Annotated in this window: 16 protein-coding genes and 1 pseudogene; 10 read left to right on the forward strand and 7 right to left on the reverse strand. The window is 37.9% G+C overall.

Translation table 11 applies throughout. From position 1 onward, the window contains the following. The first annotated feature begins 9 nt into the window (after positions 1–9). The 4 genes from IQ226_RS07545 to IQ226_RS07560 are packed head-to-tail and all read left to right on the forward strand — an operon-like array spanning position 10 to position 1,307. Entirely contained in the window at positions 10–399 is a 390-nt protein-coding gene (locus IQ226_RS07545; protein WP_193894082.1) for a hypothetical protein, read from the forward strand. A gap of 4 nt (positions 400–403) precedes the next feature. Beyond that, positions 404–592: a type II toxin-antitoxin system HicA family toxin gene (locus IQ226_RS07550; RefSeq protein WP_370567101.1), complete on the forward strand. Its 189-nt coding sequence runs from the start codon at positions 404–406 to the stop codon at positions 590–592. Continuing rightward, positions 592–849 (forward strand): type II toxin-antitoxin system HicB family antitoxin, encoded by a 258-nt coding sequence (locus IQ226_RS07555; RefSeq protein WP_228039309.1) that lies wholly within the window; start codon positions 592–594, stop codon positions 847–849. The genes IQ226_RS07550 and IQ226_RS07555 overlap by 1 nt, the downstream gene beginning before the upstream one ends. Positions 850–875: 26 nt before the next feature. Next, positions 876–1,307 carry a DUF29 family protein gene (locus IQ226_RS07560; protein ID WP_193894085.1) on the forward strand — a complete coding sequence of 144 codons (432 nt, stop codon included), beginning with the start codon at positions 876–878 and terminating at the stop codon, positions 1,305–1,307. A 693-nt stretch (positions 1,308–2,000) separates the two neighbouring features. Here IQ226_RS07560 and IQ226_RS07565 read toward each other — a convergent pair. Then, positions 2,001–2,615, reverse strand: coding sequence for a hypothetical protein (locus IQ226_RS07565; protein WP_193894088.1), 615 nt, complete (start codon positions 2,613–2,615; stop codon positions 2,001–2,003). A 450-nt stretch (positions 2,616–3,065) separates the two neighbouring features. Here IQ226_RS07565 and hisF point away from each other — a divergent pair, with 450 nt between their 5' ends. The 5 genes from hisF to IQ226_RS07590 all read left to right on the forward strand — a co-directional run bounded on the left by hisF (position 3,066) and on the right by IQ226_RS07590 (position 7,024). Then, positions 3,066–3,839 (forward strand): imidazole glycerol phosphate synthase subunit HisF, encoded by a 774-nt coding sequence (hisF, locus tag IQ226_RS07570; RefSeq protein WP_193894091.1) that lies wholly within the window; start codon positions 3,066–3,068, stop codon positions 3,837–3,839. A gap of 99 nt (positions 3,840–3,938) precedes the next feature. Continuing rightward, positions 3,939–4,130 carry a hypothetical protein gene (locus tag IQ226_RS07575; RefSeq protein ID WP_193894094.1) on the forward strand — a complete coding sequence of 64 codons (192 nt, stop codon included), beginning with the start codon at positions 3,939–3,941 and terminating at the stop codon, positions 4,128–4,130. Between the two features lie 80 nt (positions 4,131–4,210). After that, positions 4,211–4,897 (forward strand): hypothetical protein, encoded by a 687-nt coding sequence (locus IQ226_RS07580; RefSeq protein ID WP_193894097.1) that lies wholly within the window; start codon positions 4,211–4,213, stop codon positions 4,895–4,897. 221 nt (positions 4,898–5,118) lie between these two features. Next, a complete protein-coding gene (locus IQ226_RS07585; protein ID WP_193894100.1) occupies positions 5,119–5,880 on the forward strand; it encodes a DUF1350 family protein in 762 nt (253 codons plus the stop codon). A 7-nt stretch (positions 5,881–5,887) separates the two neighbouring features. Then, on the forward strand, positions 5,888–7,024 hold the full coding sequence (locus IQ226_RS07590; protein WP_193894102.1) for a PP2C family protein-serine/threonine phosphatase: 1,137 nt from the start codon (positions 5,888–5,890) through the stop codon (positions 7,022–7,024). On the opposite strand, the gene IQ226_RS07595 is transcribed toward IQ226_RS07590, so the two are convergent. Further along, positions 7,025–7,351: an STAS domain-containing protein gene (locus IQ226_RS07595; protein WP_193894106.1), complete on the reverse strand. Its 327-nt coding sequence runs from the start codon at positions 7,349–7,351 to the stop codon at positions 7,025–7,027. A gap of 195 nt (positions 7,352–7,546) precedes the next feature. After that, a complete protein-coding gene (gene grpE, locus IQ226_RS07600; RefSeq protein WP_193894109.1) occupies positions 7,547–8,215 on the reverse strand; it encodes a nucleotide exchange factor GrpE in 669 nt (222 codons plus the stop codon). 397 nt (positions 8,216–8,612) lie between these two features. Here grpE and IQ226_RS07605 point away from each other — a divergent pair, with 397 nt between their 5' ends. Further along, on the forward strand, positions 8,613–10,190 hold the full coding sequence (locus IQ226_RS07605) for a SpoIID/LytB domain-containing protein (protein WP_193894112.1): 1,578 nt from the start codon (positions 8,613–8,615) through the stop codon (positions 10,188–10,190). 73 nt (positions 10,191–10,263) lie between these two features. Here the strand turns inward: IQ226_RS07605 and IQ226_RS07610 are convergent, their stop codons facing one another. From IQ226_RS07610 to IQ226_RS07625, 4 genes and pseudogenes are all read right to left on the reverse strand, one after another. Then, complete coding sequence (locus IQ226_RS07610) at positions 10,264–10,563, reverse strand: ferredoxin (protein WP_193894115.1); 300 nt, start codon at positions 10,561–10,563, stop codon at positions 10,264–10,266. 287 nt (positions 10,564–10,850) lie between these two features. After that, entirely contained in the window at positions 10,851–11,150 is a 300-nt protein-coding gene (locus IQ226_RS07615) for a ferredoxin (RefSeq protein WP_193894118.1), read from the reverse strand. A 218-nt stretch (positions 11,151–11,368) separates the two neighbouring features. Next, positions 11,369–11,713 (reverse strand): annotated as a pseudogene (locus IQ226_RS25565) (four helix bundle protein). A 27-nt stretch (positions 11,714–11,740) separates the two neighbouring features. Continuing rightward, the gene (locus IQ226_RS07625) at positions 11,741–13,126 is read right to left on the reverse strand and encodes an MFS transporter (protein WP_228039311.1); all 1,386 of its coding nucleotides are present in this window, start codon (positions 13,124–13,126) and stop codon (positions 11,741–11,743) included. Positions 13,127–13,236: the final 110 nt, after the last annotated feature.

Raw genomic sequence — 13,236 nt, forward strand, 5'->3', positions numbered from 1 at the left:
GAAAATTCTATGGACCCCATAACTTTAGCTACTGCCATTACTACCATATTTCTCACAGCAGTGTTACAGAAACAAGGTGAAAATTTTAGTGATATCTTAATGCAAAAGGTGGGAAAAGCACTTGATTTTATTCGCAAACATTCCCCAAACACAGCAGCAGCTTTAACAGCAGGTAATCCAGAAGTATTACCTCTCAATTCAGAAGTTTTACAACAAATTCCCTCAAATCCGATTTTTGCGGAATTAGTTGCTACTGCTGACATAGAGGAAAATACCACATTTCAGGAAAAGTATCAAGCAGTGAAAGCTGGTGGCACAATTAATATTATTGGTAAACAGATTAATATTTCCCAAGCTGGTACAGGCAATACTCAGCATAATACCTTTAGTAACTTCTGAACTTATGATGAAAATACGAGAAGTTATTAATTTGCTTGAATCAGATGGTTGGTATTTGGTAACAACAGAAGGTAGTCATCGTCAGTTTAAACATCCCATCAAATTAGGTAAGGTAACAGTATCAGGGAAAATGGGTGATGATGTCAAGAAAGGAACGTTAGGAAGCATTCTCAGACAAGCAGGACTCAAATAATGGATAAGTATCTGATCGTTTTAGAAAGAACTGAAACAGGATTTTCCGCATACTCTCCTGATGTATGGGGTTGTATTGCTACAGGGAAAACACTGGAAACAACTTTAGAGAATATGCGTTCAGCTTTAGTTTTCCATCTTCAAGATAGTACATCAATTCCCCAACCTCGTGGTATTGATGCTTATTTGGATGCGTTGCGGGAGTCAGAGGGTGAGGAATTTTATCTCACACATATTGGGGTAGAAGTTTTGAAGTGAGAAATTGAATTCAGGAGGTTTGAGTTATGGAAGAATTACTAGAACTTCAACAATTACTGATTAATGGCAATATTCCCGGTGCATTGCTGCTAGTTGAAGAGATGACGGAAATGAGCAAAGATGATAAATTGAATAAGATTTTTAGTTTTGGCAAAATCATTCTTCTGCATTTAATTCAGCAATCTGCGGAAAAACGAACAACTAGATCATGGAATTTGTCTATTGCTAATGCAGTGAAAGAAATTCAACGCACAAACAAGCGTCGTAAAGCTGGGGGAATGTACTTTACAAGTGAAGAGTTGCGAGAAACTCTAGAAGATGCCTATGAGTTGTCATTAAATGGTGCAGCCAAAGAAGCATTTGAAGGTAGATATGAAACGGAAGAATTAGCAGCAATGGTAGATAGAGAAATGATATTACAACAGGCTATTGCTTTAATCTTAGAAAATGTCATATAGACAACAATAATTTTCTCGTTCCCATACTCTAATTCTAGAAGTCTCTGACTTCAATAATAGCAGAGGCAGAGCCTCGATGATAGCATTCCCAGTCGGAGACTGGGAACGAGATAAATTACTTTTTAATTACAATTTTCCTATGAACTTTAACCACATTGACAAACACATAGAAATTACACAATCCGGCGATAACAATGTTCAAACTAACATCTTTTCCTCCCAACCTACACAACTAGAAGGAAACCCCTTCACAATTAACTTACCAAAAACTATTGAAAACAACTACAAAAACCATAGATAGAAAACTGCCTAGATAGAAAATGAGGCAATAATTAAAGTAAATCCCATAAATCATCCACAATAATGACTCTTATACATATCATCCTGTAAATCCTCAGCAATTCTCATTTTGAAAAAAATAAAATAGGGTCTGAATCACGGATTAGACGGATTGCACTGATTTCACGGATTTTAGTGACTCTTATCATAGCAAACAACCTAATCCGCGCTATCAGACAATTATTCCCAAAGCATCAGATAACAATTCAAAAAAATATTTTCATCATCCATTCATAACTCATCGCCGAAAAAAGGTAATAAACCTATTGACATCTCATTTTAAATATGTTATCCTGAGCTTGATAAGGAAGAACTATCTTAAATAATTTTTAAAATGAAGTAGTATAAAAATCATTAAGATTCCAAAATTTCCACTAAAATTCTCAATAAATCCTCCAAATCAGCCGGAACACGATATAAATCAAGGTCTTGAGTTACTGTCCGAGACTGACGATCAAATTGCCCAAACTGCCAAATATTGCCTGTAGAAACTGCACCGTGTAAAATATTATTGTCTGATTCAATCCATTGATCAAGAGCAATTAGTTCAATTGCTAATTGCAAAAAACCTTTTTCTAAGTCCTCATTTTTAGCTTCAACAACTAGAAAAACTTGGGAATTTTGCATTAAATAATCTAAAGAACCTTTTAATTGATGATTAACAACAATCGGATATTCAATATTAAGCGTAGCTTGAGTATAGTGCAGCACGTCCGTTAAAACTGGAGCAATCAGAAATTCCCTTCGGGCCATTTCACTAGTTAGACTAAGACGAGGTAAAACTTCTTCAATACGTGCTTTTAGATCAGTTAAACGATCAAGAGTATGAGTAGATTGAGGCAATTTTAAAGCGTGACGTTGAAGAGAAACATTAAAATAAGCTAAAATATCTTGCGGAGCAAAGTTAAGTTTAAAATAATCAGCAAAAGTATAAGACTGATCTGGATTAATAATGTTTGTTCTTGGCATTTTATTTTTAATACCTGTTTATTGTTTAGTAATTTAAGGATTTTCTCGTTCCCATACTCTGTATAGGATTCTAGGAGTCTCTGATTTAACGTGGAATGGTGCGTTACGCTGTCGCTCTAAGCGAAGCCATGCCCGCAAGGGCTTTACACACCCTACTTTTGCACTTTATTTAATTCACATTCCTTACGCCACGCCGCGCTATCAATAATAGCGGAGGCAGAACCTTGATGATAGCATTCCAAGTCTGAAACTGGGAACGAGATAATTGTCAGAATCAGGATGTCCAGGATTATAGGATTTACAGGATTATCAGTGTTAAATTACTTATTTCCATGACAACTGACAACTGACCAATGACAACTGACTGATATTAACCCTCTCTTGTCATCTATTCCCCAATTGCCTTTACAATTTAAATTCCTAGCAATTACCGGGAGTGAAAAAGTCGTTATGTTGTCTAAAAGAATCTTACCTTGTCTAGATGTCAAGGCGGGCAGGGTTGTGAAGGGAATTAACTTTGTGGATCTTAAGGATGCGGGTGATCCTGTAGAACTGGCCAAGGTTTACAATCAAGCCGGTGCAGATGAGTTAGTGTTTCTGGATATTACGGCTACTCATGAAGACAGGGACACGATTATTGATGTGGTTTACCGGACTGCTGAACAGGTCTTCATTCCCCTGACTGTGGGTGGTGGGATTCAAACATTAGAAAATGTTAAAGGTTTGTTAAGGGCAGGGGCTGATAAGGTTAGTATTAATTCGGCGGCGGTCAGAAACCCAGATTTAATTAATCATGCCAGCGATCGCTTTGGTAATCAGTGTATTGTTGTAGCTATTGATGCTAGACGTAGACTTGATCCCGAAAATCCTGGCTGGGATGTCTACGTTCGCGGTGGCAGAGAAAATACTGGTATTGATGCCCTTCGCTGGGCGGAAGAAGTCACAAAACGAGGCGCTGGAGAATTGTTGGTGACGAGTATGGATGCTGATGGTACTCAAGCTGGTTATGATTTGGAATTGACAAAAGCGATCGCTAATGCTGTGGAAATCCCCGTCATCGCTTCTGGTGGTGCAGGGAATTGTGAACATATTCACACTGCTTTAACGGAAGGTAAAGCCGAAGCTGCACTTTTAGCGTCTTTGTTACATTTTGGGAAACTAAGCGTGGCACAAATTAAAACCTATTTGCAAGAACGCCATGTTCCTGTCCGGCTTCCTACTTGAGATCAAATACGGCGACCAACTGCATCTATTGAAGACAAAACACAGTTATCCAAAACAGTGTTAAGATAAGGGTACTTCTATTAAGAAATATTAAGAAATATGTTGATTCCTATTTTAATCTTTGATGTCGCACTTGTAGCATGGTCGCTACACCTAATGGAAAAAGCTTATCAGCATAAAGAATTTTCGCTCATGCTGGCTGGTACACTAGTGGCATTAGCCGCAGCAGCAATGCTAGTAGTTTACTTTTTAATGGGGAACTGTATGAGCTATTTGTTACAAGTAACTTAGTTTGGTAATTGGTAATTGCCATTGTGGAAATCCAGTTGTTATATTAGACTAAATCAATAGTAGTTAAGGATTTAGCAACTGTGCGAGATGATTTGCAGGGATTGGATATTAGTCATGATCAACTTCAAGATGCGACTAATTTACCTGTTGATAATAAATTAATAATTATTACTGATATTATCCAGCAATTCAGTATCAAGTTGCTGAAAAAAGCTCAAAAAACAGAAATTGCTACTGTGGTTTTCGCTGGATCGGCTATTTCTGTTTGTACTTACCTATTAGTAAAACTATCATCTTTACTGTCATTAATTATTTTTATTTTATGGACAAGTGGGAGTATCCAAATATTATTATATTTATTATGGAAAGGTAAAAGTAAGTTTCTCAAGCAGAATATGACCAATTCTTTGCGGATTTTACTAAATGATGTGGAAAGATATAATTCCGTGATTAAAGCTATAGATATTAATGACCAAATTGAGGATGTCGGTAATTTAGGAGTCAGTATCCAAGAAAGAGAAAAAGTATTATTAGCACTTGAATTAACTAGAAACGATTTAATCCGCGCTTTAAAAACAGAGAGAATATTGCGAGAAAATAAAAGTTTTATTATCACTAATACTGATTTATTTACCAATAATTTAGCCGCTTTGGCATCAATGCAAATTACTGAAGAAGCCACCGAACATGGTAAATTATTAAATGAAGCCTTGCAAATTTCCCTAGATGTACAGCGAGAAATGAAAAATTTACAAAGTCAAAGTTAAGATTTGATATATGTTTAGATGTAAAATATAGCCATAGCAATCCTATTTAAGTTGAGAACTTATCGGTGAGAGAAGGGAACAGGGAACAGGAAACAGAAGTCTTCATAAATCATTTAGGATTGCTATATATAAAATACTTTCTTCTTCTTGTTCTTTCTTATCCTGACTCCTGACAGGGCGCAGGCCCTGCGCCCCTACATCCTATTCTACAAACTTTTTAAATGAACTGGCAAGAAATTAGAGGCAATTGGGTACTTGTTCCCCGTAATCCTATCGGGATTATTCATTTTTTAGGTGGTGCATTTGTCGCCACCTTACCACATTTAACTTATCGTTGGTTACTGGAAAACTTAGCGGATCAAGGATATGTGATTATTGCTACACCTTTTGTGAATACATTAGATCATATAGCGATCGCTAAATCTGTCCTCCGTAAATTTGAATATACTCTCGAAAAGTTACAAGAATCTGGAAAACTCCGCAAACTTTATCTTCCCACCTATGGAATCGGACATAGCATGGGTTGTAAACTGCATTTACTAATTGGTAGCCTGTTTCCCATCCAAAGGGCTGGTAATATTTTAATATCCTTTAATAACTTTGCCGCCAATGAAGCCATACCATTAGTAGAACAGTTCAATTCCCAATTAGATATTGAATTTACACCCACACCCGCACAAACTAACCAAATAGTCCAAGACAGTTACCAGATTCGGCGAAATTTATTAATAAGATTTAATAAAGATAGCCTAGATCAATCAGCAAACTTAACAATAATTTTACAACAACTCTTTCCTGATCTGGTGACAACACAAACTTTATCAGGCACTCATACCACACCTTTAGGACAAGATGTTAAATGGCAACCAGGAACTTCCTTTAGTCCCTTTGATGCTTTAGGACAATGGTTAAAGCAAGAAGTTTATCGAGATTTAAATCAATTAAAACAAGTTATATTGTTTTGGTTAAATCCCCTTTCCTAATAATCTCATGTTTGAAATCCTAATTATTGATGATGACCAATCCATCCAAATTTTCCTGAAAAGAATTTTAGAAAAACAAGGTTATCAAGTTATTACCGCGAGTACGGGAGAAGAAGGGATTCTAAGAACGCTGGATTCACCTCCAGCCTTAATTATATGTGATTGGATTATGCCGGGATTAACTGGGATAGAAGTATGTAATGTCATTAAAAAAGATCCCAAATTATCTACCACATTTTTTATTTTATTAACATCTTTAGATTCCGTCGCAGATCGAGTTAAAGGATTAGATGCTGGTGCTGATGATTTTATCTCCAAACCTATTGAACAAAACGAACTCCAAGCAAGAGTTAGAGCCGGTTTACGTCTACATCAATTAAGTCAGGATTTACAGACCCAAAAACTACTTTTAGAAACAGAATTAGCCGAAGCTACAGAATATGTAAAATCCCTGTTACCCCTACCTGTAAATAACCCCCTGAGTATTCAGTTTAAGTTTTTGCCATCCAGGCAACTTGGTGGAGATTGTTTGGACTATAATTGGCTGGACGCTGATTCTTTAGCTATTTACCTACTAGATGTTGCTGGTCATGGACTAAAAGCGACTCTGCCTTCAATTTCTGTACTAAATCTCCTCCGTTCCCGCGCTCTCAAAGATTTAAATTACTATCAACCTAGCGAGGTATTAGCGGCTTTAAATAATACCTTTCAAATAAATTATCAAAATGATAAGTATTTTACGATTTGGTATGGAGTTTATAATCGAGTTAGCCGGCAGTTAACATACTCTAGTGCTGGACATCCACCAGCTATTATCATTTCTGGTAACTCTCCTACTAACACAGAAGTAAAAAGATTAAAAACTCCAGGAATGCCGGTGGGGATGTTTCCTGAAGCTAAATATGTTGATGCTTATTGTCAGATTGAAAAATCTAGTACCCTGTATATTTTTAGTGATGGTGCTTATGAAATCACTCAATCAAACGGTAATCTTTGGAGTTTGGAAGGTTTTACTCAGATTTTAATTAGCTTACAGTATTCTGTTGATAATCAACTTGATTATATACTGGATTACCTAATTAACTTAAACCCCAAGGAGATATTTGAGGATGATTTATCTATTCTTCAAGTTAAGTTTGATTGATCAAGTAGCAGAAATCAAAAGATTTTCAAAGGCTTCCTTACTAGGAACAATTGTAAATTTGCTATCTATCCCAGTTAATTCAAATAGCATTCTCACTTGCTCATTAATTGAACAGATCACCATCTTGATACCTGATTCTTCTAAAGCTTTGAATGTTAAAACCAGCGTGCCTAATCCAGAACTATCCATAAAGGTAACATTATGACAATCAACTAACACAATGGACGTTCCACTGTCCATTGATTCTGTAATACTTTCTCGAAAACTTTGAGAATTATTGGCATTGAAGCTGCCACTGATAGAAATCACTTTCACCTGTTGATTCATAATATGCTAATTTTGATTTATTTAAGAAGGTTCTGAATTTTGATTTTATTAGTATATCTTAACGTTAAATTGGAGAAAGACATTTTGTACACAAAAATATTGAGCAATTTTTGATCAGGCATTTATTCCAGTTTCTCATAACACAAAATAGCGATCCTTGAGAGCGTGTTTGGTAGATTTAGTCGCCAAAAATAATTATATGGGACTGACTCTAGCTCGGTATAAAAGCTGGTCGTGTTGCATATAACCTGGATAACGTACCTGAATGATTTCTCCTGGTTGTGCTGTCCCCGCCAATAATTGATGAAATTGCGGATTATAGGGAATTTGGTCGCCGACGGAAGCGATCGCTTGCACATTCCAAGTCTGTAATAATCTCTCTAGGGGTTTATCTACTAAAGGTAGTATTTTCACTGCCGATAACTGGTGATCCTCCCTGGCTCTCTGTGCTGCTGTTGGCCATTGTAATAGTAAGGATTCTAATATTTGTAAACTTGATCGCTGAAATTCCTGTTGTAATACTTCCCGTTGTTCTAACATTGATAATGTTAATCTTTCGTACTCAGATTGTAAATCCGTAATTTGCCTTAATAAGTTTATGTTTTGATCAGAGGAATGAGTGTTGTTGACACTTGAAAATAAACCATCAACACCGAAAGTTTCTACCAACTCAACCCAAGATATTTGTAAAATCTCTGACAGTTTTACCAATACTTCTATCCGCATCTTGGCGATTTTCCCCCTCCGCAACTGCAAAATTTGCCATTGGGAAACACCAGCAGCACGACTTAAAGCGTTAAAACTATCACAACCAACTTTTTGCATTAAATTTCGCAAATTATCAGTCAAGTCAACTTGCACCATAAAATATGGGATCTAATATATTGTTAGCTATTATACCTTTTTTTCATTATTCTCTGCTTTGGGAACTCAAAAATCACTGAATAAATCATACTCATGATGAGTTTGATTTGCAAATGTGCCGAAGCAAAGACGTAATGGTATTATAGAAGCGCATAAGTAAAAAATATATACAGCGAATCGCAAATCAATGACGTACAGGATACAACTGCAAAGCCAGATACCAAGCCTGTTTTACTCTTGACTTCTGACTTCTGACTCCTGACTCCTGACTCCTGACTCCTGCTATATTTGTAATTTGTGATTCTTCCTGCCGCCCTGCATCTTCTTATCATGAGTAACTTGAGTTAATTAATTTAAAACCTCTCCGACAGCATAAGGGCAATTAGAATTAGTTTGCATGAAAATATTTATTTGGCGTTCTTCCTACAGATTAATAACAACCTTGTGCTTATTGGGATTGACTGCCGCATCAGAACCCGTAAGCAAAAACCAGGATGTAAAATTGCAAATTGGTATTGTCCAACGATTTGGGGCTAAACCTACAGACAAGTTAGAATTATCTCCCACCAAAGGCGATCGCTTAACATTAAAATTTGCGGTAGGTAATCAGCAACAAACCCTAGTCACAGACAAACCCATCCAGTTAGCAACAGTTATGCAGCCCTTAACCCAAACAGTGGTTCAGGAAGTATTAGTGCTGGGTGACTTCCGCACCTTTGAAACAGCGGAAGATAACGCTAATCGCTGGCGTTCACTGGGGATAGAGGTGGAAATATCCCAACCAGAACGTTGGCAAGTATGGGCCAAACGGGACGTTTACAGCACTCCTTTAATTCGCCGCTTGCTATTAAAAAGTATAGAAACATCTGGTGATCAAAATGCTTACTTAGTAACTAATATTTTATCAAAAGTCCCGAAAATTACTTGGGTAGTAAATGGTAAAAATTATAGTCCCAATTATCTAGAAGTAACTGCGGGTAAGGAATTGGTCAAAGTCAGTACGGACAAAGAACTCGAATCAAGGCGTGTCTACCCCGGAAAATTGACCTTGCAGCCTAACGCCTATGGGCATTACACCTTAGTGAATACCGTCCCCTTGGAAACTTATGTGCGAGGAGTTTTACCCCATGAAATTGGTACAAATGCGCCAATGGCAGCCCTAGAAGCACAAGCGATTATTGCTCGCACCTATGCTTTGCGAAATGTTCGCAGATTTGCAGTAGATAATTATCAGTTATGTGCGGACACCCACTGTCAAGTGTATCAAGGACTGAGCGGAATTGCTAAAAATACAGATCAGGCGATCGCCTCAACCAGAGGTCAGGTTCTCACTTATAATAACGAAATAGTTGATGCTTTGTATTCTTCCACTACAGGTGGCGTTACCGCTAACTTTAGTGATATCTGGAATGGAGAAGATCGTCCTTATTTAAAACCAATCATAGATGCTGCTAATCAAAATCTTTGGAACTTATCACATCAGAATCTAGCAGATGATCGGAACTTCGAGAAATTCATCAATCTTAAAGCCGGATTTAATGAAAGTAAATGGGATGTCTTCCGTTGGCACAGAGAAACGGACATCAATAAAATTACCAAGGACTTGCAAAAGTTCTTAAAAGCAAAAAAAAGCCCCTATAGCAAGTTCAAAACAATTCAAGCCATGTCCGTCGTTCAACGCAGTTCCAGTGGACGGATTTTAAAACTGGCTGTAAAAACAGATATCGGCGTTTTTACCTTACACAAAGATGAAGTTCGCAGCGCCTTTGCTGCCCCCATTAGCACGCTTTTCTACATTCGACCATTGAATAAAGGTCAAACCAGTCTGTGGGGATATGCTTTTATTGGTGGTGGTTTAGGACATGGGGTGGGTTTAAGCCAAACAGGCGCTCAGAACCTAGCCAAATTGGGTTGGTCTAGTGCTAAGATTTTGGAGTTTTATTATCCGGGGACTAAAATTCAAGGGATTAGATAATTAGGGAATTGGTAAAAGTATTACTCAATAGCCAATTCCCAATCCCCTTTTTGGAGTGGTTTTTTCCTAAAACTTAGTAAAGGTCTTCTTCTTTGTGGGTTTCGATGATGACATCAGAAGTAGGATAAGCCACACAAGTCAGAACATATCCTTGGGCGATTTGATCATCATCTAAGAAAGATTGATCAGATTGATCAACAGTACCGGACTTGATTTTACCAGCACAGCTTGAACAAGCACCAGCCCGACAGGAGTAAGGTAAGTCAATTTTCTGATCTTCCGCTGCATCTATAATATACTCATCATCGTCAACGTTAATGGTTACATTAAGACCTTCTGTTTCGTTGATAAGTGTCACTTTGTAAGTAGCCATTTAATTATCCTCTCTTGTGAAATCGGCAGTATTAGTGATGTTTCAGCAAATTATACAGCTATTATGATGGGATTAAGTGCTGGTTTAAATTTACTTGAGTTCTGAATCCCCAGGAAAAGGTGACAAGGGGGGACAGAAAATTAACTTTGTGGAGTTGATCTAGTTCCAAGACTTTAGAGTTCTATGATCCAGGAACTAAAATTAAAGAAAGCAGTTGGGCAATTGGTAAAAGTCTTACTCAGTAGCCAATGCCCAATCCCTTCTTTGGAGTGTTTTTTTACTAAAACTTAGTAAAGTTCTTCTTCTTTGTGGGTTTCGATGGTGACATCAGAAGTAGGATAAGCAACACAAGTCAATACATATCCAGCTTGAACTTGATCGTCATCTAAGAAAGACTGATCTGATTGGTCAACAGTACCAGTAACGAGTTTACCTGCACAGGTTGAACAAGCACCAGCGCGACAGGAGTAGGGTAAGTCAAGTCCAGCTTCTTCTGCTGCATCTAGAATGTAGGTATCGTCGTCAACGTCAATGGTTGTGTTTAAACCTTCGGCTTCGTAGATGAGTGTTACTTTATAAGTAGGCATTTAATTATCCTCTGTTGTGAAATCGGCAGTATAAGTGATGTTTAAGCAAACATTACAGCTATTCTGATGGGATTAGCCGCTGGTTTAAATTTGCTTCAATTCTGATACTAAGGGAAAAGTTAAAAGTTATAACAGAAAATTGACCCCGATTAGTAATGAAATTTAGTTACTTATTACCAATAAGTTTTTGTTATATAAAATCCGTAGGTGGATAGATGTCAAAGTGCATCAGACCTGAGTTCGGAGTTCGGAGTTCGGTGTTTTTCCTTGACTTTTTTCGTGATAGTTACCAAAATTCTGATAATGATATCAATTTGTTGCCTAAGACATTTGACCTTTTCTGGGTTAATAGCTTCTGATTCAACTAAAACTATCAGCCAATATTCCGTTTCGCAGGCTTCTTTAAAGAAATTTCCATTTTATGGAGAAAGTCTTTATGGCTGAAGTGCTGACTGAGCTTCTCTTACATTCGCACCGATGGAAGTACCACTACGAATGAGTTGAGATGAGAGAATTTTTTCTACGCCACCCAAATCATGGAGAAAGCGACAAAGTTTGACAATCCTAACACCGAACTCCTAACACCGAACTCAGGCATCAGGTAGTTCATTTTCTACGCAGCGCAGACGTGGATACAAGTAAGCAGTCAAGGTTGCAGCTAGAGAAAACAGACCCATGATGATCAACATTAAACCTATGCCGCGACCATGACCAACCCCAATAATCTGGCCAATGCTATTGGCTAAAGCCCCATCTTGCGCCATGATTGGTTCAAAAAATTGATCAGCTAATGCTCCACAGGTCAGGTAGGCCAGTGGTAAAAACCCCTGCACAGCAGCACTACGAAAAGCAAAAACCCTTCCCTGGACTTCTGGGGCTACTTTTTTTTGATAGATGACTTGAATTGATCCATTGATGATGGGAATTGTCAGAAATATCAAGAAATTGGCGATCGTAAATATAACTGTGGAAGCCTTCAACCCAGCTAATACATATAAAATGCCCAAAAATGCCATTGATACAAATATAGTATTGATCTGGCGTTCTAGCCCGCCCCAAATGCTCATTACTAGACTACCTACCAATAGTCCAGAACTGGCAATAGAATAGATATTCCCTAGGGATTGAGCGGAAGCAAAGGAAAGCACTAAGGGTGTAGTTAAAGCTTCTGCGCTACCAATGAGAAAGTTGCTAATGGCAATGAACATGACTAATCCGAGTAGTCCAGGACGTGCTACTAAATATTTCCAGCCAAAGGTGATTTCTTGCCAAAATGAATGGGTTTCGGTATCGGGATTTTCTGTGGACGAGATTTCAGGAAATTTAACTACCAGCAAACAGATCAAGGCCAAGGCTAATGTAGATAAATCAATGATGACAATTCCTGATAATTGTACAGTTACTAACAAAGCTGCTGCTAATGCGGGGGAGAGAATTTCAGCGATCGCTAATCTGATCTGTGTCATCGAACTGGCACGACCAAGCTGTGATTTCGGCACAAGTAATGTGGTGGCGGAGGAATAGGCTAGTCCCTGAAAAGCACTGAAAGTGGAACTAATCCCACTGACTAGACACAGACTCCAAACTTCTAAGTGATTACTGATAAATAACCAAGCAATTAGCAAGGTACATAAACCTGCACAAAAATCACTAATAATCATGATCCAGCGCCGAGGAAAGCGATCGACAATCACACCAGCAATCGGAGAGATCAAAATTGTCGGTAGGGTTGTGGAGAGAATCAGTAGTGTAAATTGAGTCGTGGAATTCGTATGTTGATAAACCCAAATACTGAGCGCAAAAGCGGTTGTCCGCGAGCCAACCAGAGACAACACTTGACCAAACCAGATCAAGATAAAAACGCTCATGCTTTGAGTTATCTCTCCTGACTGACTGGAAAAATACTCAGTCCACCTCAATAAAGATGATCCAAATGTGGGTTGTTGTTTCAACTCTGGTGGGCTGTTTTCTAACATGGTAATAGTGATTATTAGTGAATGTGTGGCAAAGCCTCATGGTTTAATGTAACATTTATTTCTCATTTTTCGGTTACATCGCAGTCAGTACAAGTAGGGCTTGCTGAACA

The organism is Dolichospermum sp. LEGE 00240 (assembly GCF_015207875.1).
GTDB classification, from domain to species: Bacteria; Cyanobacteriota; Cyanobacteriia; order Cyanobacteriales; family Nostocaceae; genus Dolichospermum; species Dolichospermum gracile.

Excerpts from the sequence above, each read along its gene's own strand:
- IQ226_RS07545 (WP_193894082.1), top strand. The coding sequence starts at position 10 with ATGGACCCCATAACTTTAGCTACTGCCATTACTACCATATTTCTCACA.
- IQ226_RS07550 (WP_370567101.1), top strand. The coding sequence starts at position 404 with ATGATGAAAATACGAGAAGTTATTAATTTGCTTGAATCAGATGGTTGG.
- IQ226_RS07555 (WP_228039309.1), top strand. The coding sequence starts at position 592 with ATGGATAAGTATCTGATCGTTTTAGAAAGAACTGAAACAGGATTTTCC.
- IQ226_RS07560 (WP_193894085.1), top strand. The coding sequence starts at position 876 with ATGGAAGAATTACTAGAACTTCAACAATTACTGATTAATGGCAATATT.
- IQ226_RS07565 (WP_193894088.1), bottom strand. The coding sequence starts at position 2,615 with ATGCCAAGAACAAACATTATTAATCCAGATCAGTCTTATACTTTTGCT.
- hisF (WP_193894091.1), top strand. The coding sequence starts at position 3,066 with ATGTTGTCTAAAAGAATCTTACCTTGTCTAGATGTCAAGGCGGGCAGG.
- IQ226_RS07575 (WP_193894094.1), top strand. The coding sequence starts at position 3,939 with ATGTTGATTCCTATTTTAATCTTTGATGTCGCACTTGTAGCATGGTCG.
- IQ226_RS07585 (WP_193894100.1), top strand. The coding sequence starts at position 5,119 with ATGAACTGGCAAGAAATTAGAGGCAATTGGGTACTTGTTCCCCGTAAT.
- IQ226_RS07590 (WP_193894102.1), top strand. The coding sequence starts at position 5,888 with ATGTTTGAAATCCTAATTATTGATGATGACCAATCCATCCAAATTTTC.
- IQ226_RS07595 (WP_193894106.1), bottom strand. The coding sequence starts at position 7,351 with ATGAATCAACAGGTGAAAGTGATTTCTATCAGTGGCAGCTTCAATGCC.
- grpE (WP_193894109.1), bottom strand. The coding sequence starts at position 8,215 with ATGGTGCAAGTTGACTTGACTGATAATTTGCGAAATTTAATGCAAAAA.
- IQ226_RS07605 (WP_193894112.1), top strand. The coding sequence starts at position 8,613 with ATGAAAATATTTATTTGGCGTTCTTCCTACAGATTAATAACAACCTTG.
- IQ226_RS07610 (WP_193894115.1), bottom strand. The coding sequence starts at position 10,563 with ATGGCTACTTACAAAGTGACACTTATCAACGAAACAGAAGGTCTTAAT.
- IQ226_RS07615 (WP_193894118.1), bottom strand. The coding sequence starts at position 11,150 with ATGCCTACTTATAAAGTAACACTCATCTACGAAGCCGAAGGTTTAAAC.
- IQ226_RS07625 (WP_228039311.1), bottom strand. The coding sequence starts at position 13,126 with ATGTTAGAAAACAGCCCACCAGAGTTGAAACAACAACCCACATTTGGA.